This is a genomic window from Pseudaeromonas aegiceratis (genome assembly GCF_046254905.1).
In the GTDB taxonomy this organism is placed as follows: Bacteria; Pseudomonadota; Gammaproteobacteria; order Enterobacterales; family Aeromonadaceae; genus Pseudaeromonas; species Pseudaeromonas aegiceratis.
In genome coordinates, this window is the sequence record NZ_CP158016.1 from 1,665,764 (window position 1) to 1,684,926 (window position 19,163).

At 63.7% G+C, this 19,163-nt stretch carries 23 protein-coding genes; all 23 read right to left on the reverse strand.

Annotated features, from left to right (window positions below):
* Positions 1-3: 3 nt before the first annotated feature.
* From ABHF91_RS07935 to pduA, 23 genes are read right to left on the reverse strand one after another with little or no spacing between them, the layout of a single operon-like run.
* Entirely contained in the window at positions 4-861 is an 858-nt protein-coding gene (locus ABHF91_RS07935) for a GHMP kinase (protein WP_409422916.1), read from the reverse strand.
* Complete coding sequence (gene cobD / locus ABHF91_RS07940) at positions 854-1,933, reverse strand: threonine-phosphate decarboxylase CobD (RefSeq protein ID WP_409422917.1); 1,080 nt, start codon at positions 1,931-1,933, stop codon at positions 854-856. The genes ABHF91_RS07935 and cobD overlap by 8 nt, the downstream gene beginning before the upstream one ends.
* A gap of 23 nt (positions 1,934-1,956) precedes the next feature.
* Positions 1,957-2,739 (reverse strand): uroporphyrinogen-III C-methyltransferase, encoded by a 783-nt coding sequence (gene cobA / locus ABHF91_RS07945; protein ID WP_409422918.1) that lies wholly within the window; start codon positions 2,737-2,739, stop codon positions 1,957-1,959.
* Positions 2,736-3,920, reverse strand: a complete 1,185-nt coding sequence (locus tag ABHF91_RS07950) for an acetate/propionate family kinase (protein ID WP_409422919.1) — start codon at positions 3,918-3,920, stop codon at positions 2,736-2,738. Before ABHF91_RS07950 ends, cobA begins: the two co-directional genes overlap by 4 nt.
* Positions 3,921-3,929: 9 nt before the next feature.
* On the reverse strand, positions 3,930-4,358 hold the full coding sequence (locus tag ABHF91_RS07955; protein WP_409422920.1) for a EutP/PduV family microcompartment system protein: 429 nt from the start codon (positions 4,356-4,358) through the stop codon (positions 3,930-3,932).
* Between the two features lie 4 nt (positions 4,359-4,362).
* Positions 4,363-4,716: an ethanolamine utilization microcompartment protein EutS gene (gene eutS / locus ABHF91_RS07960; protein ID WP_409422921.1), complete on the reverse strand. Its 354-nt coding sequence runs from the start codon at positions 4,714-4,716 to the stop codon at positions 4,363-4,365.
* A 9-nt stretch (positions 4,717-4,725) separates the two neighbouring features.
* Positions 4,726-5,274, reverse strand: coding sequence for a BMC domain-containing protein (locus tag ABHF91_RS07965; RefSeq protein ID WP_409422922.1), 549 nt, complete (start codon positions 5,272-5,274; stop codon positions 4,726-4,728).
* 2 nt (positions 5,275-5,276) lie between these two features.
* Entirely contained in the window at positions 5,277-6,656 is a 1,380-nt protein-coding gene (locus ABHF91_RS07970; protein WP_409422923.1) for a 4Fe-4S dicluster domain-containing protein, read from the reverse strand.
* Positions 6,653-7,768 carry a 1-propanol dehydrogenase PduQ gene (locus ABHF91_RS07975; RefSeq protein WP_409422924.1) on the reverse strand — a complete coding sequence of 372 codons (1,116 nt, stop codon included), beginning with the start codon at positions 7,766-7,768 and terminating at the stop codon, positions 6,653-6,655. Before ABHF91_RS07975 ends, ABHF91_RS07970 begins: the two co-directional genes overlap by 4 nt.
* A 16-nt stretch (positions 7,769-7,784) precedes the next feature.
* On the reverse strand, positions 7,785-9,203 hold the full coding sequence (locus tag ABHF91_RS07980; RefSeq protein ID WP_409422925.1) for an aldehyde dehydrogenase family protein: 1,419 nt from the start codon (positions 9,201-9,203) through the stop codon (positions 7,785-7,787).
* A complete protein-coding gene (locus ABHF91_RS07985; RefSeq protein ID WP_409422926.1) occupies positions 9,200-10,222 on the reverse strand; it encodes a cob(I)yrinic acid a,c-diamide adenosyltransferase in 1,023 nt (340 codons plus the stop codon). The genes ABHF91_RS07980 and ABHF91_RS07985 overlap by 4 nt, the downstream gene beginning before the upstream one ends.
* Positions 10,223-10,240: 18 nt before the next feature.
* Positions 10,241-10,516, reverse strand: coding sequence for a EutN/CcmL family microcompartment protein (locus tag ABHF91_RS07990; RefSeq protein ID WP_409422927.1), 276 nt, complete (start codon positions 10,514-10,516; stop codon positions 10,241-10,243).
* Positions 10,517-10,519: 3 nt separating this feature from the next.
* A complete protein-coding gene (pduM, locus tag ABHF91_RS07995; RefSeq protein ID WP_409422928.1) occupies positions 10,520-11,020 on the reverse strand; it encodes a PduM family microcompartment protein in 501 nt (166 codons plus the stop codon).
* 4 nt (positions 11,021-11,024) lie between these two features.
* Positions 11,025-11,654, reverse strand: a complete 630-nt coding sequence (locus ABHF91_RS08000; protein WP_409422929.1) for a phosphate propanoyltransferase — start codon at positions 11,652-11,654, stop codon at positions 11,025-11,027.
* A 2-nt stretch (positions 11,655-11,656) separates the two neighbouring features.
* Complete coding sequence (locus ABHF91_RS08005; protein WP_409422930.1) at positions 11,657-12,244, reverse strand: BMC domain-containing protein; 588 nt, start codon at positions 12,242-12,244, stop codon at positions 11,657-11,659.
* Between the two features lie 33 nt (positions 12,245-12,277).
* Positions 12,278-12,553, reverse strand: coding sequence for a BMC domain-containing protein (locus ABHF91_RS08010; RefSeq protein ID WP_409422931.1), 276 nt, complete (start codon positions 12,551-12,553; stop codon positions 12,278-12,280).
* A 35-nt stretch (positions 12,554-12,588) separates the two neighbouring features.
* Positions 12,589-12,948 (reverse strand): glycerol dehydratase reactivase beta/small subunit family protein, encoded by a 360-nt coding sequence (locus ABHF91_RS08015; RefSeq protein ID WP_409422932.1) that lies wholly within the window; start codon positions 12,946-12,948, stop codon positions 12,589-12,591.
* Positions 12,945-14,771 carry a diol dehydratase reactivase subunit alpha gene (locus ABHF91_RS08020; RefSeq protein WP_409422933.1) on the reverse strand — a complete coding sequence of 609 codons (1,827 nt, stop codon included), beginning with the start codon at positions 14,769-14,771 and terminating at the stop codon, positions 12,945-12,947. The genes ABHF91_RS08015 and ABHF91_RS08020 overlap by 4 nt, the downstream gene beginning before the upstream one ends.
* A gap of 40 nt (positions 14,772-14,811) precedes the next feature.
* The gene (pduE, locus tag ABHF91_RS08025; protein ID WP_409422934.1) at positions 14,812-15,330 is read right to left on the reverse strand and encodes a propanediol dehydratase small subunit PduE; all 519 of its coding nucleotides are present in this window, start codon (positions 15,328-15,330) and stop codon (positions 14,812-14,814) included.
* A gap of 24 nt (positions 15,331-15,354) precedes the next feature.
* Entirely contained in the window at positions 15,355-16,008 is a 654-nt protein-coding gene (locus ABHF91_RS08030) for a propanediol/glycerol family dehydratase medium subunit (RefSeq protein WP_409422935.1), read from the reverse strand.
* A gap of 12 nt (positions 16,009-16,020) precedes the next feature.
* Positions 16,021-17,685, reverse strand: a complete 1,665-nt coding sequence (gene pduC / locus ABHF91_RS08035; protein WP_409422936.1) for a propanediol dehydratase large subunit PduC — start codon at positions 17,683-17,685, stop codon at positions 16,021-16,023.
* A 20-nt stretch (positions 17,686-17,705) separates the two neighbouring features.
* Entirely contained in the window at positions 17,706-18,512 is an 807-nt protein-coding gene (gene pduB / locus ABHF91_RS08040) for a propanediol utilization microcompartment protein PduB (RefSeq protein ID WP_409422937.1), read from the reverse strand.
* Entirely contained in the window at positions 18,509-18,793 is a 285-nt protein-coding gene (pduA, locus tag ABHF91_RS08045) for a propanediol utilization microcompartment protein PduA (RefSeq protein WP_409422938.1), read from the reverse strand. The genes pduB and pduA overlap by 4 nt, the downstream gene beginning before the upstream one ends.
* Positions 18,794-19,163 lie beyond the last annotated feature (370 nt).

Genomic DNA, 19,163 nt, shown 5'->3' on the forward strand with positions numbered 1-19,163 from the left:
GGCCTAGCACACGCCGCCTTGGGTCAGCTTGACTCTATGCTGTTGCGGGTAGAGGCGGCCCAGCTCCCCTTGGCGGATACGGCAGAGCAGGCGCTCCTCATCCTGGTCCGGGGCGAGCAGCAGCCCCACCACAGTGCCGCTGTGGGCCACGTTGATCCCCAGCAGATCCTCGCTCACCAGCAGATCCAGCAGGGCCGCGAAGCCGGGCTTGGGCAGCAGTGACTGGCTAGCCAGGGCGCTGAGGGTGGTGGCCTGACCCAGGCAATGGAGGTCCTGCCGCAGCATGGCCGCCTCGAACAGGCGCCAGGCCTGGGCCAGGATGGCGGCGCCGGACAACAGGGCCGCCTGGCGGTCGCGCCTGTGGTAGTCGGCGGTGATGAGCTGGGTCTGGCTCTCCAAGATCAGCAGGCCTAGCTCGGGGGACCAGGGGTGCTGGGCTATGATGTCGCCCCGATTATGATCAAACAGGGTCAGATCGCGAAAGATGGTGCTGTCGGTGGGCTCCAGCGCCACGCACAACCGGGCCAGGTCCGTTTCGTCCAGGCTATGACCCAAATGGCGGGCGGTGGCCATGGCGGTGGCGGCGATGTCCGCCGTGCTGCTGGCCATGCCCTTGGCCACCGGTATGCTGGAGTCGAACTGGATGCGCAGCCCCAGGTGACAGGCATCGGGCAGGCCAAAGCGGGCCAGCACCCTCCGCAGAGCCTCCCGCATCATGGGCCGCTCGAAGGAGTCCGGTGACCCGTCTTCCACACTGACGGTGCTGTACCAGTCGATGGGACAGGAGATCAGCTTCTCGCTCCCCAGCAGCCAGCCTTGCAACAGTTCACCGCAGGAGGCGGGGCAGCGGGCTTCAGCCATGACCGACGATCCTGGTCAGGGCCGCCACCAGGCGGCGGTTATCCTCGTGAGAGCGAATGGCCACCCGGTAGAAATCGGGGCCCAGGCCGGGGTAGTTGGCGCAGTGGCGGATGAGGATCCCCTGCTCCAGCAGCCGTTCCTGCAGAGGCAGGGCCGGGTCCAGGCAGCGCAAAAACAGGTAGTTGGCGGCCGGCGGCCAGATCTTGATGCCGGTCAGGGCGCCCAGGGCTGCCAGCAGGTAGGCCTGCTCCCGGGCGAGCCAGGCATGGGTATTCGCCTGGTAGCGTCTGTCCTCCAGCACGGTTTCCCCCGCCAGGGCGGCCAGGGCGTTGATGGTCCAGGGCTCCTGCTGCTCCTTTATCCGCGCCAGGCGCGCTCTGTCACCGGCCAGCAGGTAACCCAGCCGCAGCCCGGGAATGGCGTAGAACTTGGTTAGGGAGCGCAGCAGATACAGGCAGTCGTATCTGTCCAGCACGGGCTGCAGCCCGCGGTTATCCGGCAGAAAGTCGATGAAGGACTCATCGACAATGAGCTGTATTCCCAGTTGCTGGCAGCGCTCGAGGATCTGCAGCAGCAAGTCTGAGGCCGGTTGCTGGCCCGTGGGATTGTTGGGGGTGCACAGGAACAGGCAGTCCAGATCCGGGGTGAGGGCGTCCAGCAGCCGGGGGGTGAGCTGGAAATCCTCTGACTCAAGCAAGAGGAAGTTGATGATCGCGCAGCCTTCTCGCTGCAGGGCACGGCGGTATTCGGCAAAGCCGGGCACCGGCAGCAGGGCGCGTCTGGGCTTGAGGTGGCGGGTGAGGGCGAAGATGAGCTCGGTGGCGCCATTGCCCGCCAGGATCTGCTCTGTGCCACAGCCGGTATGGCGCGCCAGGGCGGTATAGAGCTGCTGGTAGTCGATGTCCGGGTAGCGCTCCAGACGATCCAGCTGGGCCGGAATGGCGGCACGCAGCCGCGCCGGCATGCCCAGCGGGTTGATATTGGCACTAAAATCCAGCACCAGGGCGGGGTCCAATCCCGCCCTGGCGGCCATTTGCAGCACATTGCCGCCATGCTGACCACTGCGCGCCATACGACTTCTTCCTACAAAAGGCCCTATGCTAGCTCAGCCTGTGGCAGCGTTGCATCCAGCTGGATAGCGGTCGGGACAAATTTAAGCAGATCATGCAGTTGCACCACCTCACCTATGACGATCAGTGCCGGGGCCCGCAGGCCGTCCTCCACCACGCGACGGGGCAGGCTGGTCAGGCAGCCCACGCTCATGCGCTGGGCGTGCTGACTGGCCTGCATGACGGCGGCGGCGGGGGTTTGCGGATCCATGCCATGGCGGATCAGGCTGTGGCAGATGGTGTCGATCTGGCTCATGCCCATGAGGAACACCAGGGTGCCGTCCAGCCGTGCCAGGGTGGCCCAATCCAGCGGCGCCTTGCCCGCCTGCAGATGGCCCGTGATGACGTGGAAGGAGGAGGCGTGGGATCTGTGGGTCACGGGAATGCCCGCATAGGCCAGCCCGCCGATGGCGGAGGTGATGCCAGGCACCACCTCGAAGGGGATGCCCAGCAGGGCTAGGGCCTCGGCCTCTTCGCCGCCGCGGCCGAACACATAAGGGTCGCCGCCCTTGAGACGCACCACCTTGCGGCCCAGCTGGGCCTGCCGGATCAGGATGCCGTTGATCTCCTCCTGGGGCACCGGGTGGTGATCGGCTCGCTTACCCACGTTGATGAGCTCACAGCCCACCGGCGCCTCTGCCAGCAGCTCGGCGCAGACCAGACGGTCATACACCAGGGCATCGGCCTGACGGATGCAGCTTAGGCCCTTGACTGTGATAAGCCCGGGATCGCCGGGACCGGCACCCACCAACCATACTTTTGCATTCATATTGCTACCCTCATGACGTCGCGGGCGATCATCAGCTCTTCATTGGTGTTGATGACCGCGATCCGCACACTGGCGTTGTCTTGTTGAATAAAGGTCTGATTGGCCTCGTTGCGCTGATCGTCCAGGCTGATCCCCAGCTCCTGCAATCGGGCACAGATGCTGCGACGGGCGGAACGGGAGTTCTCGCCGATGCCGCCGGTGAAGATGAGCACGTCCAGCCCGCCCATCTGCACCAGGTAACTGCCGATAAAGTCACGAATGCGATTGGCGAACACTGCCAGGGCCAAGCGTGCCTGTTCGTTGCCCTGGCTGGCGGCCTGCTCCACATCGCGATAGTCGTTGGATACCCCGGAGAGCCCCAGCAGGCCGGACTGGCTGTTGATGAGCTGATTGAGCTCGGAGGGGGTGCGTTTCTCTTTCTCGGCGACAAACGGCAGTATGGCCGGGTCGATATCGCCGCTGCGGGTGCCCATAGCCACCCCCGCCAGCGGGGTGAAGCCCATGGAGGTGTTCACCGAGCGCCCCTGCTGGATGGCGCACAGGCTAGCGCCGTTACCCAGGTGGCAGCTGATGATCCGCAGGCTGCACAACGGCTTGCCCAGCAGATCGGCACAGGTCTGGGCCACGTACTTGTGGCTGGTGCCGTGAAAGCCGTAACGGCGGATCCCCATCTCCTGGTAGTAGCGGTACGGCAGGGCGTAGAGGAAGTGATCCGGGCTCATGGTCTGGTGGTAGGCGGTATCGAATACCCCCACCGCCTTGGCATGGGGCAGGGCGGTGAGAAAGGCGCGGATCCCCATGGCATTGACCGGGTTGTGCAGTGGGGCCAGTTCACCGAGGGTCTCGATCTCGCTCAGGGCCTGATCGTCGATCAGGGCCGAGTCGTTGAAGGCCTCGCCGCCATGGGCCACCCTGTGCCCCACGGCGCTGATCTCTTCGATCCGCTGGATGACGCCGTGCTCCAGCAGGGCTTCCAGCACGCATTGCACCGCCTGGGCATGGTCGGCCACCGGCAGGGAGCGCCGGCGTTGCTGCTGATGGTAGGCAAAGGTGAACTGGGCATCCTGATGGCCGATCCGCTCGATCAGCCCCTTGGCCAACACCTGCTCCTGGGGCATGGCAAACAGTTGGAACTTCAGGGAGGAACTGCCGGCGTTAATCGCCATGATTTTCTGGGTCATGTCAGGCTCCTAGGCAAGAAAGGCACGCAAGGCGGCGATGCCTTCACCGGTGAGGGACGAGGTGATGAACAGGGTGTTGGCACCAGCCTGACCCAGGTGCTGACAGGCCCGTTCGAGCTGTTGCGGACCGCTGGACTGATCCGCCTTGGTGATGATGCCGATCACCGGTTTATTGAAGGCGCATGCAAATAGCGGGGCGAACCGCGAGCCATCGGCCGCGGCGCTCTGCACCAGCGCCACCACGTCCGCGTCATAGCTGGTGGTGATGAGAGCGCTGTACAGGCAGCGGTTCTCTAGGTATTCACCTGGGGTGTCGATGGCCAGGTCCCCGTAATCCAGGGCCTGGGTCTTGTGGTAGTGCAGCGGCAATTCCTGCAGACACTGAACCAGGGTGGTCTTGCCGCTCTGGCTCTGACCTATCAGCATCAGGCGTTTCATGGCATCAGGTCCGGGTCAGATCACAGGGGGTGAAGTGCAGCAGATCCCCCAGCGTATGGATCACCTGGCGCAGGGCATACTCCACCGCGGAGACGTCCCCTGTGATCACCACGGCGCCGGTGAAGCGGTCGATGAAGCCCACCTCCACGGCCCCGGACTTGGTGGTGATATCGCTGGCAATGATGGCGGCCTCGCTGGGGGTCAAGGTCAGGATACCGATGGCGCTGGATGCCTCATTGAGCCCCAGCTTGCGATACAGCTCGCGGTTGGGGTTGGCGATGAGGTGGGCCAGGGTGATCTGCTTGCCAGGCACGTACTCCTGGATGATGCGTTCCTTGGCCGGGGCGGGTGTGGTCATGGCGTCTCCTTACAGCAGTTGCTGCCACAGGGCGGCGTGAGGGCGCGGTATGATGCTGCCGTGCACCAGCAGCCCCTTCTCACCGGCGCTGCGGCTGGCGGTCTGCACCGCAGAGGTGATGTCGGAGATCTCGCCCCCCATCACCATGTAGCACTTGCCGCCGATGCCGAAGGCCATGTGGATACGGATCAGGGTGATGTTCGCAGCCTTGACCGCCGCATCGGCGGCGGCCACACAGGCGGCCACGCTGAACGTTTCCACTATCCCCAGGGCCTGGCGTTTCTCCACCGGGGTGACGCCGCTGATGGCCGGCAAGACACTGGCATGGATGTTGGGCAGCACCATGCTGTCCACCTTCATATGTCCCGCCTGCTGCTCGCCGTTGGTGACGGACTGCTGTACTGCGGCCACATCCCCCCCCACCATCACCAGGTACTTGCCCGGGCAGATGGTCTTGGCGCTTAACAGTTCCACATTGGCGGCCTTGAGCATGACGTCGGTGATTTCTATGCCCTTGGCGATGCTGTTTAACTCCACCAGACCGATGGCGTGATACATGGTTAGGCTCTCCTGATACTGATGTGGGTGGGCGCTACGGCGCTGATCACACCGTCGATACTGGCGTGGATCGCGACGCTCAGCGCCCCTTCCTTGGGCACGGCGATGCACTGCCCCAGGCGGACGCTGTCGCCGACGGCCACCACGGCCTGGGCAGGGGCGCCGATATGCTGTTGCAGCGGCAGCGTGACCTGCTCGGGTTGCCAGTCCAGCGGCTGCAGGGGGGCGGCCTGATAGAAGGGCTCCAGCTGCAAGCGACTGATGAGCCGAGGGATGGGCACCAGGCGGTAAGCTGCCATGGGGTCTTCGGCCCGGATCTCCCCTTGGTAACGCAGTCCCTGGGCCCGCAGCTGTGTCTTCAGCAGGCGGTTGAGGCGCATGGGGGAGATGTCCACCGGACAGGCGTAGCTTTCGCAGACGCTGCATTCGGAACAGGTCAATGCGGAGAGCAGGACGGAGGGCGGATCCAGCTGCTGGTAGTTCACCGCCCGCACCAACAGGTGAGGCGGCAGCTCGTGGCCAATGATGTGCCGCGGGCACAGGTCGGTACACAGGCCGCACTGCTCGCAGACGGTACGGGCCAGGTTGATGATGTCGGCGTCGCTGCGTTCACGGCGCTGGATCAGCAGGTGAGCCGCCGGCAGCACCAGCAGGCCGCCGGTGGTCTTGGTTACAGGTTGCGCCAGGCTGGTCACCAGGTGGCCCATCATGGGGCCGCCGTTGATGTAACCGGCCTGGGGCACGGTGGCACCGCCGGCCAGGGTCAGCACCTCGCCCAGGGTGACCCCCAAGGGAACCGTGATGGTCATGGGGTGGACCACGGCGCCGTTGATGGTCAGGGTCCTGTGGGTGACGGGATGATCGTCCTCCAGGGCAGACGTCAGGTTCAGCAGAGTCTGCACGTTGTTGACCACCACCCCCAGACTGATGGGCAGCTCCCCCGCCGGTACCCGACGACCTGTGGCCTGCCAGATGGTGATCACCTCATCCCCGGCGGGATAGACATCCGGCAGGATATGGATGCGGATCTGCGGTGGCAGCAGGGGTTCCAGCGCGGCGATGGCGGCCTGGTACTTGGCCTTGAGGGCTATGATGCCTTGGCTGGCGCCGGTGGCGGCCATGCCGTAGCTCAGGCCGCGGATCAGCCGGTCGGCCTGGGTGGCCATCAGCTGCTGATCCACCTTAAGCATGGGCTCGCATTCGGCGGCGTTGACCAGGTAGATTTCGGCCTTGGCCTGCAGCTTCACATAGGTGGGGAAACCGGCGCCGCCGGCCCCCACGATGCCGGCCTGGCGGACTTTCTCGGCGATCGTCACTGCCGGGTGGCTGGCCAGGGTGGCGGCAATGCGCGCCGCCTGGGTTTGCCGGGTGATCTCGCTCATAGGATGGCCTCGATGATCCGGGCCAGGTCGTCATCGCTGATGGCGCAGGGGGTGGAGCCCATGGTGCTGTCGGCCTGGGCGGCCTTGATCATGGCGTTCAGGCTCTCATGCACCTGGCGGGCGCCGATCTTCAGCTGGCCCAGGGTGGTGGCGATGCCGACCTGCTTCTGCAGTTGCCGGATGCGGTTGAGCAGCTGATTGATGGCCGCCTGATCGTTGGCCTCCACCGGGCACAGGCGGCAGGCCTTGGCCAGGCGTACATAGCGCTTGGCGGCCCGGGCGTCATGACTGGCGTTGTACTGGATCACCTGGGTGAGCAGCAGGCTGTTGGCCAGACCGTGGGCCACATGGAACTGCCCGCCCAGTTGGTGGGCGATGGCGTGATTGAGGCCCAGGCCTGCCTGGCTGAAGGCCATGCCGGCCATGGCCGAGGCGTTGTGCAGCTTGGCGCGGGTCTGCAGGCAGTCACCCTTGGTGCAGGCGGTGGGCAGGTACTGGAACACCAGTTCCGCCGCCTTTTCCGCCAGGGCATCGGTGAAGTCCGCGGCGCCTTTGGCCACATAGGCCTCAATGGCGTGGGTCAGCACATCCATGCCGGTGTTGGCGGTGATGTTGGGCGGTACCGTCACCACCAGAGAGGGATCCAGGATGGCCACATCCGGGTAGATGCTCTCCTCGAAGATGGGGTACTTGATGCCTTTTTCCGGATCGCTGATCACGGTGGCGCTGGTCACCTCGGAGCCGGTGCCGCTGGTGGTGGGGATGGCGACACAGGTTTCTATGTCCATGCCTTGCTTGCGGGCAAAGTAGACGATGGCCTTGGCGGCATCGATGGCCGAGCCGCCGCCGAAACCGATCACCACATCCGGCTTGATCTCGGTAAAGTGGCGGATCCCTTCCACCACGATACCGATGCTGGGATCCGGAGTGATGTCGCTGTACAGCGCCACCTGATTGGCCGGCTCCAGCAGCCCCTTCAGGCGGCTGAACGCCGGACTCTTGGCGATAAAGCTGTCACACACCACCCAGACACGCTTGTTCTTGAAACGCTGCAGCACGTCCAGGCTATTCACCCCGCTGTAGATATGGGTACTGACGAAGAACTTGTTCATGTCTGCTCCCTAACCCTTAGCGAATGGAGAAACCATTGGTCAGCACACAGCGGCGCAAGCGACCGAAGGTGCGGGCCGAGGTGGTGCCTTCGCCCGTGGGGGTGGCGATGGTGAAGGTGGTGAAGCCTTCGGCACCGACGCCGATCCCGGCATAGGAGGGGCCGTTCTTGACGAAGATGGAGGTCTGCATCAGATGGGCCGCCTTGTTGAGCCGGGAGACGTTCTGGGAGTGCATGATGGCGGTGTGGTGCAGGCCGCCTTCCACCTTGAGACTCAGTGCCAGACCCTGCTCGAAATTGTCCACCCGCACTATGGGCAGCACGGGCATCAGCTGCTCGGTCATCACCAGGGCATCGTCTGCCGGCACCTCGACGATGATGAGCTTGGGCGGTTTGGCCGGGCAGGGCAGGCCGGCCGCCTCCAGGATGAGGGTCGGGCTCTTGCCCACCAGGGCCTTGTTGGCCGCCCCCTTCTTGATGCAGGTGTCGCGAAGCTGGGTGATCTGGGCTGGATCCGTGATCTGGTAGGCGCCGAATTCCCGCATCTGCTGGATCAGCTGATCCGCCACGCAATCCACCACGATGACGCTCTTCTCGGCGATGCAGGGCAGGTTGTAGTCGAAGGCGGCGCCAGAGACGATATCCTGGGCGGCCTTGACCACTTCGGCGGTTTCATCCACCAGGCAGGGCGGGTTGCCGGCACCGGCGCCCACCACCTTCTTGCCGCTCTTGAGCCCCATGGTGACGATGCCGGGGCCGCCGGTGATGGCCAGCAGGGCGATCTTGGGATGGGCCATCATCTGCTGGGTGGCCTCGAAGCTGGGTTCCTTGACGGTGACCACCAGGTTGTGGATGCCGCAGGTACGAAAGGCGATCTCTTCAATCTGGGCCACCAGCTTCAAGGAGATGTGCTTGGCACCTGGGTGGGGGCTGAAGTAGATGGTATTGCCGGCGGCCAGCATGCTGATGCAGTTGTTGATGATGGTCTCGGTGGGATTGGTGCTGGGGGCCACGGCACCGATCACGCCGTAGGGGGAGTACTCGAAAAGCACCATGCCTTCATCGCCGGTAAGGGCGGTGGTGACCAGATCTTCCACCCCAGGGGTGTTTTCCAGGGCGGCCTTGTTCTTGAGGATCTTGTCTGCCTTGTTACCCATGCCGGTTTCATCGGCGGCGGCCTCGGAGAGTGCCACCAGGGTGTCGGCCAGCTCGCAGCGAATGGCGCTGATGATGGCGCTGCGGGTCTTGAGCGGCGCCTCCTGATAGCGCAGGAAGGCGGCGTGGGCGGCGGTCACGGCGGCGTCCACCTCATCGAACAGGGCTGGCTGGCCGTCGCAGGTGGTGCAACCGCAGGCTGGTTCGGCCGCGGTGTCGGTGCCGCCGAGCTGTTCGGTCAGGATGTGACGGATAAGGGTTTCCAGTTCGTTGTTGTTCATGCTTCTTTCCCCAGATGTAATCCATGCATGGCCGCTTCGGCGATGCGCATGTCTTGTTCAACCGTGCCTCCGCTGATGCCAAGTCCGCCGATGAGGCGACCTTGCCAGTAGAGGGGATAGCCACCGCCGAAGGTGACTACCTTGCCGCCACTGCTGGCCTCCAGACCGAACAGGGCTGCGCCGGGCTGGCTGCTTCGGGCCAGTTCATGGGTGGCGCACTTCAAGGCGACGGCGGAATAGGCTTTCTTGGGTGCCAGATCCAGGCTGACGAGCAGGGCGTCCGGCATCCGATAGGTGAGAATGGGCTGGCCGTGCCGGTCCACCACGGCGATCACCACAGGGATCCCCGCTTGCCCGGCGGCCGCCATGGCTTGCTGCAGCAGGCGGTGCAGCAGATGAAAGTCCGGGCCGTTGGCGGGTGCTGGCGGTTGGCTCGGCTCGGCCTGGGCGGCGTCCTGGCTGGCCGCCAGATAGCGGGCCACCACAGTCCTGACCAGGGTGTCGGTCAGGGCCTGGGTGTCTTCGTGGCGGGCCATGGCATACAGGCAGTCGGACAGGCGGTTGAGAAATTGCAGCACCACGGGACGGATGCTCACCTGCTCCATCAGGCTGACCAGGCGCCGTTCGGCACGGCGGGCCAGGGTGCGGGCCAGGTGCAGCCGGCTGCCGGCCTCGCTGGTGCCGGGCAGGACGAAACTGTGTACCGGCGGCACCCCGGCCATGCAGCGGTCGATGGCCTGCTCCAGGGCGGCCACATCGGCCTCACCAATCTGGCGACGGTCGACACCGGCGGGTTCGGGGCTGGCCAGTTCGGCCCCCAGGTAAAACAGCTGATACTGCAAGGCTTCGAGGAACTGACGGTTGTCGGCATCCTGCACCGCCTTGTGGGCCAGGCTCAGGGTGGCGTTCAGCTCGTCCACTGTGCCGTAGCTGTCCACCCTGAGGTCGCTCTTCTTGACGCGGTTACCGCCTACCAGGGCTGTGGTGCCCCGGTCGCCGGTCTTGGTATAGATGCTCATGTGCGCTCCCGGCTTTGATTAACGTGAGACGGCATCGACGATGGCCACCACGGCCAGATCGATGGCGTCATTGGGTTCGGGAAAGACCCGGCGGGCGGAGGCGCCCCGTGCCACCAGCACGGTTTCACCTTCACCGGCGCCCACACAATCGGCGGCCACTTCTTCCAGCCAGTTGTCTGCATCCAACCCGGCGCCATCCATGTGGATGAGCTGCACCAGCAACAACTTCTTGCCGGTGAGGGAGGGGGTCTTTTGCGTGGACACCACGGAACCTATGACTTTGGCGAGTTGCATCGTTTACTCCGTTCGGATCCAGTGAAGGTGACCCTGGGCCAGCACGTCGGCCGCCAGGGGGCTGATCAGGGCGCCGGGCTCCAGCAGCAGCCAGCCGGGCGTCAGTGTGCTCACCTGGCGGTAGCCCAGCAGGCGCCCGGGACTCAGGTGCACTGGGTTGCCTGCGTCATCGCACAGGGACACCTGCAGGTTGGCCAACCGGCGCACCGGCACATGGCACAGCCAGCGCGGATGCAGACTCAGCGTGACCTGCATGCCGTAGTGCCAGGCGGCCAGCACGGCGGCGACCGTCGGCACCCCTCTGTCCAACGCTGCCAGTCGCCTTAGAAACGGCGCATCCACCTGAGTGACGGCCAGAGTGCCGTGGTACAGGTAGGCGGCCCGGGGCAGCCCATTGGCCAGCTCGTCCAGGGTGCAGCGATAGGCCGCCTGCCGGCGGGTTACCAGCAGCTGGACTATCTGCTCCACCAGGGTGGCGATCTGGGTGTCGGACAGGGCAAGCATGGGGTTACTCCCGCACCAGCCGGATCAGGGCGGCAGGATCATCCGCCCCGGCAGCGTTGGCCTCGTCGGTGTCGATATGCATCTCCAGGGTCATCTGAGGTGACACCCGGATGGCGACATCATCGAAGACGGTCGTCCGCCCGCTGCCGGCGATGGCGACCTTCACCCTGTCACCTTGCTGTACGCCGTACACCAGGGCGTCCAGGGGGGACATATGGATGTGACGCAGGGCCACGATCACCCCCTGAGCCAGGCTCAACTCGCCATAGGGGCTGATGAGTTTGATCCCCGGGCTCTGCTCCAGTTGGCCGGAGAGGCGCAACGGCGCAGCGACCCCCAGGCTGCGGGCATCGGTCTTGGAGATTTCCACCTGGGTGCGGCTGCGCAGCGGGCCCAGGATGCGGACATTTTTGAGAAAGCCCTTGGGACCTGAGAGGGTCACCGTCTGCTCGGCGGCATACTGGCCGGGTTGCAGCAGCTCCTTGCGCACGGTCAAGGGCTCATTCGGAAACAGTGCTTGGTAGTCTGAGGCGGACAGGTGCACATGGCGGTTGGAGATCCCCAAGGGGATCGGCCGTTGGCGCATCTGCTCCAGCACATTGCTGATGGCCTCTCTGACCTGTTGCTCTTGCATGACTAGCTCCTTGCGGCGTGCAGGCAATTACGACGGGGTTCGCCTTTTTGCCGTGGACAGCGGGGATCCAGGCAGAGGTTGCAACTGGCGACAGGGGTGGCCTCTGTGTCTGCGGCCGGGCCGGCGTCAGCCTCCTCGGGGCTGTCGCCCTGTGTGGTATCCACCGCTTCGCCCGTGGGCTCTGCTGCTGCGTCACCCCGGGCCGGGACGACGGGCTCGGCAGATGGCGGTGCAACCTGTGCCGGGCTGGGCATAGCCGCAACGGCGGGGGCCGGCGCGGCGCGTGAGTCGGCAGCAGGAGCGGGGACGGACGGTTTGCTGGGCACAATCCAGGCCATCAGCTGATCATCTGGCCTGGCCAGGGTGGTCATGGCCACCAGGCCTCCGGCACGACGGGCCAGCTCGGCACCGGTTTGTAGGGCGGCCTGCACGGACGCCACATCCCCCGTCACCTTGATGGTCATCCAGCCACCGCCCTTGGCTGGCTCGACGGCCACCAGCGTGATGGCGGCACATTTGGTCATGACGTCGGCCGTGGTGACTGCCAGTGCCAGGCCGGCGACTTCCAATAAACCCAGAGATCGTTTCACGTTCCTTACCTCCTGCTGCGGTTGGTCCTGACCTTAGAGACTCTTGGGCAGTAGGGTTTCCACATCGCTGTGGGGCCGGGGGATCACGTGGCAAGACTGCACCTGACCCACGGCCTTGGCGGCCACGGAGCCGGCTTCCACCGCCGCCTTCACCGCACCGACGTCGCCACGCACCATGACGGTCACGAGGCCGGAACCAATCTTTTCGTAGCCCACCAGGGTGACGTTGGCGGACTTGACCATGGCATCGGCTGCCTCGATGGCCGCCACCAGACCCTTGGTCTCCACCAGTCCTAATGCATTGTTCATCTGTGTATCTCCTGCTGTGTTGGGTGGTTGAATCGTTAGTTGATGGGTTTAAAGGGCAGCCCCTTCACCAGCCGGGCTGCGTTGGCACCCAGACAGCGCAGGCTCTGGCTGCTCTGTTGGGCCTGTGACGTCAGCCGGAACATGGGTTGCTCCGGTTGCAACGTTTTGTAGTGCACGGCCAGCTGCCGCTCGTCGCCGCCGAGCCCCACCTGCAGGGGGGACTGCTGGGCGGCCAGGTGGGCGGCCTGCACGGGATCACTGCCGGTCACCTGCACTATGCGGTAGGGGATCCCCTCTTCTTCGATGCCGTAGTACACCTGCTGCCAGCGGGTGCTGTCGCACTGGCCAAGCAGGTGGATGAGGATCTCGGGGGCGTTCATCGTCAGGTCTCTCATGCCTTGGCCTCCCTGAGTTGGGACAGGATGAGGCCGGTGGCCACCGCATTGCGGGGCCCCTCGGTGCCGCGGATGTTGCCGCGACCGGCCACCAGGTGGTAATGGGAGAGGGCGTCGGTCACCAGCTGCGGTACTTCAAAATCCAGCGCTGAGCCGCCCACCAGCACCACGAACGGGATGTCGCGGATGTTGCCGGTGGGGCTGACCAGTTGCAGCGCCCGCAAGGCGTTGGTGACGAACACCCGCTCCTTGGCGGCGCGGCGCACGTTGCGGATGCGCTCCAGATTGAGATCGCCGGGCACCGGGACGAAGCGGCCTTCCTTCACCACCACCACCCGGGCGAACACCTCGGGGGGCAGGGGGGCGTCGAAAAATTGCACAGTGCCGTCTTCGTGGCGCAGGTGGAACAGGCTCTCCACCTTGGCCAGGGGGTACTTCTTGATGTCTTCGGCCAGGTAGCGATCATCGAGCCCCAGCTCGGTGTTGATGATGAGGCTGACCATGTCGCCGGCCCCGGCCAAGTGGGTGGCGACGATCTCCCCCTTGCCGTTGATGATGGAGGCGTCGGTGGAGCCGGCCCCCAGATCCAGGATGGCCATGGGCTGGCGGGTGCCCGGGGTGGTGAGGGCACCCAGGATGGCGGCCTCAGCCTCGGCACCGCCGATCTGCACCGGGATATTGAGGGTATGGTGGATCTCTTCGGCGATACGGGCCATCTGCAGGTGATCGGACTTGACCATGGAGGCGATGCCCACGGCCTGTTCCAGGGAGAATTCACCGGCCAGGCCGCCTTGCACATTGACCGGGACGAAGGTATCCACCGCCAGCAGATCCTGGATATAGATCTCGCTGGCCGGCTTGTTGGTCAGGCCGGCCATGGTCTGGCGGACGTTTTCCAGCATGCCGCCTATGTTGGTGCCGGCCTCGCCGGTCACATTGTCCAGCTGACGGCATTGGCGCACCTGATCCATGATGCGTTCGGCGCCGGCGGCCACGTCCACCTTGAAGGTGCGGCCACTGCTTTCCAGCGCCAGATGGCCGGCCGGTATGGTGCGGGCCTTGACGTCGCCCTTGGGGGTCTTGATCACCACGGCGGACCGGGTGCCGATCAGGGCTCGTGCCACTGGCACTATGTTACGGGTCTCGTCGGCGTTGAGGTTGAACACGGTGGCGATGCCGTAGGGATTGGCCAGGGTGGTGATCACCTGGCCGGGGGCGGCCACTTCCACGGCGGCCAGCATGCCCATGGGAATGCGGTCGATGTGACTGACTTCGTCGACGATGGGGATCGGCTGCTGCAGCCGGTTGCTGACCAGCACGCCGTCATCCCGCTGCAGTACGGCGGCGGTGATGTGATATCCGGCGGCCACGGCGGCGTTGATCATGCTGGCGATGTCAGCAAAATCCAGCGCGGCGGGGGCCACCACTATGTAAGGGTCCCGGTTGTCCCGGGTGAGCAGCTCCGAAAAGCTGATGGTCAGCCCCACACCCAGCCCCAGACCGCCAGGGGTCTTGGGGTTGTGGCCTATCATGCTGGACTCGGTGATGATGGTTTCCGTGATGGTTTCCATCGCCACGTCGCCGATGACGGGGGTCGCCTCGTTGATGCGGATCAGGCGGATATCCTGTTGCCGGATACCCGCCTTTTCCACCAGCAGTTCCAGTGCCTTGTAGATGCCAAACAGATTGCGTTTGGTCCCCTTGATACCCGTGGTCTCGGTCAGGGCGCTGGCGACGAAGCTGAGTTCGCCGCCGGCGCGCCGGGCAGCCAGTGCCACCTCGGTGGACGAGTTGCCGATATCAATGCCTACGATATAGTCCATGAAACTGCTCCAACTGATTGTACTGCTTAACACGGCTGGATTAATCGTCGCCCTTGAGCTTGCGGCGGGTGACGTACAGACCGGCGGCCTGGCGCACGAAGGCGGCACAGATCTTGGCCTGGTACTTCTGCTCAAGTTCATCAGCGATGGCGAGCAACTCCTCCTTGCTGGAGCGATAGGGGCGCAGGGCGTTGTAGATCTCCAGCACCCGGTCATCCGGCACGGCAGTCAGCTCGGCAGCCCGTTCGAAGTTGAGCGCCAGGTTGGCACGACCGGCACTGCGGGCGATGTCGGCCTGGATGCGCAGGATCTCCGGGGTGATCCGCATGTCCTGGGCGCTGATCTTGTCGGCAAGCACGGCCTCCAGGGTGATGTCGTCCAGGGTCTTGTTGGTGGCGGTCTTCACCCAGTCCGGGTGCTTGCTGGCCAGGGGGTAATCCGCCACGCTGGCGCCGCTCTTGCTGCTGGCCGCCGGTGCGCTGACGACTGTGCCGCCCTGGGCGCCGTTCATCTTGCTGAGGACATCCCGCACAAGGGTTTCGATAGCATCTGAATTCATCTCGCGTGTTCCTTCATTCGTGGCTCAAAGAGCGACCTTCAGTTCCTGGGCGTTCTTACCCGTCACCACATGCTTGGTTTCCTTGATGTGGAGCACGGCGGACTTGGCCTGGTACTTGGGGCGCGCCATCTGGTCGTTCAGGGTCGGCACCGGCTGGGGTGATTCGCCTTTGGCATACTTGGCGGCGTTCTTGCCGATCTGCCGGTAGGTTTCCAGGGTGATCAGCGGGGCCTGTGGGAACAGCTCCAGGTTGGACAGGGGCGGCAGGCCGCGCTGGTGGATCACGGTGGTGCCCTTGGACTGGACGCCCACCGAGATGCCGGAGCCGCTCAGGCGGTTGCCTTCCACGGCCACGAAGGCCACGTCGGAGGACTTGAAGCAGCGGATCACCCGGGCCTTGAGCCCTTCCTCCTCGATGCCGGCAATCAGCTCCCGCAGTATCTGCTTGTGGGGGACACCGACTATGTTGGTGGTTTGGGAGAGGCCGAAGGCCGGTCCCACCGCGATGATCACCTCATCCCGGCTGCTGCCGGTCTTGGCTTCACCCACTTCGGTGAGAAAGCCGCCTTCCACCATGGGTTTGGCCGCGGCAAAGGAGACGGGTTTGTCCTGCCCCTGCATGCCCTGCAGTACTTCTTCGATGATCTGACGCAGCAGTTGTTCGTTAATTTCAGCCATGACTCGTCTCCCTTAACCCAACTCGTTGGGGTCAAGCGCATTGGGAATGTTCTTGATCTCTTCCCAGCGTGCCCCTTCCACCCGGTAACCCGTGCCCGGGCCGGCGTAGTCGTTGATATCGTTGACCGCCGACAGCACCTGGTTGTCGCCGACTATGATGGCGGAGGTGTGCAGGTAGTCCCCGGAGATCTTGGCCTTCTGCATGTTCAGCATGTCTTGGGCGATGTCGTGGAACCCGCCGTTGGCCAGGGCCTTGACCACTTCCAGACCGTTGCGGTTGCGCTCGATGATCTCCTGAGCGGCCTTGATGTCTTCCACCACGTTGCGTTCCGGCATGTCTTTGGAGCCGTGGGCATAGGTGGCGGCGGTGACTTCTTCATCCGTGATCGGAGGCAGACCCATGCCGGCGAACACGGCCTGCAGGGCGCGGGCGGCCTTGTTGCGCACCGCGACCACGTCTTCTTCCCGGACCGGACGCAAGCCGCCGTCGACCTTGAGGTCACGCTGGATCACGTTGTAGTCATCGAAGTCTTCGGCGTCTTCGTTGGAACCGGCGAACATGTTGTCGTAGTTCGGGGTGGCGGAATAACCGGAGGAGATGAAGTCGGTACCCGGCAGGAACTGCATCAGGAAGCGGGCGGTGCGGCGCATGTCGGAGTGGGTGAAGGTCTGGTCATTACTGGAGGCGCATTCCAGATCCAGCGCGGCGCAGATCAGGTTTTCGGCCAGTACGGCCCGGATCCCCGAGGGCACGGCGGAGGGCACACCGATACAGCTCACCGAACCGTTCTGCAGCCCCTGCACGCCGGCGGCCTTGGTGATGTAGATACAGCGGGCTTCCAGATAGAGCATGGATTTGCCTTCGGCATATCCCATCTGCACCTCGGAGCCGGAGCCGGAGGTGAAGCGCATCTTCAGGCCGCGCGAGGCGTAGGAGGAGGCCAGGAACGCCTTGGACCAGGGGGTGTCATCCCCGTCGGTGAACACAGGCTCGGTCCCGTAGACGGAAATGGTTTCGGCGTAGCAGGTGTGGCCCAGCATGCCGAGTTTGAGTTCGGTGGCTTCTTCCAGGGAGCATTGGGTCAGCACGCCGGGACGACCGACTTGAGAGCCCACCAGCAAGGCGATGGCGTTGAACGGCGCATAACGGGCCACGGCCACCGTGGTTTCCTGTTCATCGAAGCCACGGAAGGCACCTTCGGCGGCATCGGCGGCGATCTGCACCGGGTTGTCACGGACGTTGGTGACGTGGGCCTGTTGTGACGGGGTGCGACGGGCCCGCATCTTCTGCATGGCCATCATCATTTCCACCACGTTCATGTAGGACATGACTTCAACGATCTTGGCCGGGGTCATGGCGGTGGTCAGCGGTATGATGTCGGCCCGGGAGATGTTGGGGTCGCACAGCATCTTGGCCAGCAACTTGGAGTCCATGGTCACCACTTCGTTGGCCTTGGCCAGGTTGATGCCGTAATTGGCAATGAAGTGGTCGATCAGATCGAATTTTTCCTTGGGCTTGCCATCGAGTTCGACCACTTCGCCGGCCACGATCTTGATGGACGGCTTGGGATCGTTGGGGCTGTCCATGGCGATGAAGCCTTCTTCGATCCACTCCTTGACAAAGCCGTCCTGGTTGACAGGACGTTTTGCCAATGCTTCAAATCTCTTTGATCTCATTGAGGTAACCTCCAGTGAACTCAGATATAGGACGGGCGATCGTTCTTGGGTTCAGCACCCAGGGCTCCCAGCAGGGTCTTGCCGATTTCCCGTGCTGAGATGACCGCCTGACGGACGGCGCCTGAGTCACCGGAGACCACCAGAATGGCTTCGTTACTGAAGCTGGTGCCGTGGGCCGGGGTGCTGTAGGCCACCACCTCCACGTTGGCGGACTTGACGGCGGTATCCGCCATCAGCACGCCGATGGAGGCGGGGGCACCGACGATGACGCCGCAGGCCTTGCCCAGCGGGGCGCCGAAGGCTTTTTGCAGGGCATAGCTGGCACGGGCGCTGTATTGCAGTTCGATGTGACCGGCCTCGTTGCCGTACACGTCGCCGAAGGTGCGATCCAGTTCCTTGAGGGCCACTTCCACGGCACGCTTGACGTCGGAGACGTCCTCGCCACCAAACACGATCAAGGAGCCGTGTCCTGCGCCGCCCTTGGTATCCCGGGGCAGTTCGATGGTGACGACTTCGGTGTTGGTGGCTTTGACGGCTTCGTCCGCCGCCATGATGTGGGGGCCGGCACCGGTGCGGGCACCCAGGATGCCGATGGAACGGTAGTGTTTTTCCAGCTTCATCGCATCGAGCAGTTGCTGATCCACATTGGCGATGACCAGCCCTATGGTGTCGCCAATCGCGGTACCAACGAATTCAGTCAAGTTGCAGGATTTTCCAGCCATGGTTGTGCCTCGTGCTTTGGGTTGTGGGGAGGGGGCCTCAGCCTGATTGGCGACTTTTGCCATCACCTGGGCCATGATCGCTTCCACCAGGTTGTCGTTACTCATTCGCTAATTCCTTTGGGCAGGATCTTTTCAACATCGGTGTGGGGGCGGGGGATCACATGGGTGGCCACCAGTTCGCCCACATTGGCGGCGGCGGCGGACCCGGCATCGGTGGCTGACTTCACGGCACCGACATCGCCGCGCACCATGACGGTGACCAGGCCGGAACCGATTTTTTCGTAGCCCACCAGCACCACGTTGGCGGACTTGACCATGGTGTCGGCCGCTTCGATGGCAGCGGTCAGCCCGCGGGTTTCAACCATTCCTAACGCTTCTTGTTGCATAAGAACCTCGACTTGGACGTGTAATAATCTGCAGGCTGACTATACGAATTAGGCCCAGCAAAGAATGGCTGTCCTTGTCTTTTGGAAAGTGAAAAATTGACTATCCGATATTAAAAAATTGCGCTGGCATTATGCTAAGTGGTTGAAAAGTTGGGCTTCACCTGCAAGCGCTTTCATACGAATTTCCGGAGCATGGTTCGGTGGAGCTTTGTTTTGGAAACGTGATGGCGATCAGATGTTGCGCTAATTTGTCCGTGTTTCGGTTTCTTGCCGGAAAACTATTTTTCATCAGGCAGGCTGTTTTTGGTTTTTTAGGAGTGGCAATGCTGTTGTCTGGGCAAAAATGCGACATAAATAACACTCCTGACAA

What these genes read in the sequence shown, in the direction of transcription:
- ABHF91_RS07935 (WP_409422916.1), bottom strand. Translation starts at nt 861, where the DNA reads ATGGCTGAAGCCCGCTGCCCCGCCTCCTGCGGTGAACTGTTGCAAGGC.
- cobD (WP_409422917.1), bottom strand. Translation starts at nt 1,933, where the DNA reads ATGGCGCGCAGTGGTCAGCATGGCGGCAATGTGCTGCAAATGGCCGCC.
- cobA (WP_409422918.1), bottom strand. Translation starts at nt 2,739, where the DNA reads ATGAATGCAAAAGTATGGTTGGTGGGTGCCGGTCCCGGCGATCCCGGG.
- ABHF91_RS07950 (WP_409422919.1), bottom strand. Translation starts at nt 3,920, where the DNA reads ATGACCCAGAAAATCATGGCGATTAACGCCGGCAGTTCCTCCCTGAAG.
- ABHF91_RS07955 (WP_409422920.1), bottom strand. Translation starts at nt 4,358, where the DNA reads ATGAAACGCCTGATGCTGATAGGTCAGAGCCAGAGCGGCAAGACCACC.
- eutS (WP_409422921.1), bottom strand. Translation starts at nt 4,716, where the DNA reads ATGACCACACCCGCCCCGGCCAAGGAACGCATCATCCAGGAGTACGTG.
- ABHF91_RS07965 (WP_409422922.1), bottom strand. Translation starts at nt 5,274, where the DNA reads ATGTATCACGCCATCGGTCTGGTGGAGTTAAACAGCATCGCCAAGGGC.
- ABHF91_RS07970 (WP_409422923.1), bottom strand. Translation starts at nt 6,656, where the DNA reads ATGAGCGAGATCACCCGGCAAACCCAGGCGGCGCGCATTGCCGCCACC.
- ABHF91_RS07975 (WP_409422924.1), bottom strand. Translation starts at nt 7,768, where the DNA reads ATGAACAAGTTCTTCGTCAGTACCCATATCTACAGCGGGGTGAATAGC.
- ABHF91_RS07980 (WP_409422925.1), bottom strand. Translation starts at nt 9,203, where the DNA reads ATGAACAACAACGAACTGGAAACCCTTATCCGTCACATCCTGACCGAA.
- ABHF91_RS07985 (WP_409422926.1), bottom strand. Translation starts at nt 10,222, where the DNA reads ATGAGCATCTATACCAAGACCGGCGACCGGGGCACCACAGCCCTGGTA.
- ABHF91_RS07990 (WP_409422927.1), bottom strand. Translation starts at nt 10,516, where the DNA reads ATGCAACTCGCCAAAGTCATAGGTTCCGTGGTGTCCACGCAAAAGACC.
- pduM (WP_409422928.1), bottom strand. Translation starts at nt 11,020, where the DNA reads ATGCTTGCCCTGTCCGACACCCAGATCGCCACCCTGGTGGAGCAGATA.
- ABHF91_RS08000 (WP_409422929.1), bottom strand. Translation starts at nt 11,654, where the DNA reads ATGCAAGAGCAACAGGTCAGAGAGGCCATCAGCAATGTGCTGGAGCAG.
- ABHF91_RS08010 (WP_409422931.1), bottom strand. Translation starts at nt 12,553, where the DNA reads ATGAACAATGCATTAGGACTGGTGGAGACCAAGGGTCTGGTGGCGGCC.
- ABHF91_RS08015 (WP_409422932.1), bottom strand. Translation starts at nt 12,948, where the DNA reads ATGAGAGACCTGACGATGAACGCCCCCGAGATCCTCATCCACCTGCTT.
- ABHF91_RS08020 (WP_409422933.1), bottom strand. Translation starts at nt 14,771, where the DNA reads ATGGACTATATCGTAGGCATTGATATCGGCAACTCGTCCACCGAGGTG.
- pduE (WP_409422934.1), bottom strand. Translation starts at nt 15,330, where the DNA reads ATGAATTCAGATGCTATCGAAACCCTTGTGCGGGATGTCCTCAGCAAG.
- ABHF91_RS08030 (WP_409422935.1), bottom strand. Translation starts at nt 16,008, where the DNA reads ATGGCTGAAATTAACGAACAACTGCTGCGTCAGATCATCGAAGAAGTA.
- pduC (WP_409422936.1), bottom strand. Translation starts at nt 17,685, where the DNA reads ATGAGATCAAAGAGATTTGAAGCATTGGCAAAACGTCCTGTCAACCAG.
- pduB (WP_409422937.1), bottom strand. Translation starts at nt 18,512, where the DNA reads ATGAGTAACGACAACCTGGTGGAAGCGATCATGGCCCAGGTGATGGCA.
- pduA (WP_409422938.1), bottom strand. Translation starts at nt 18,793, where the DNA reads ATGCAACAAGAAGCGTTAGGAATGGTTGAAACCCGCGGGCTGACCGCT.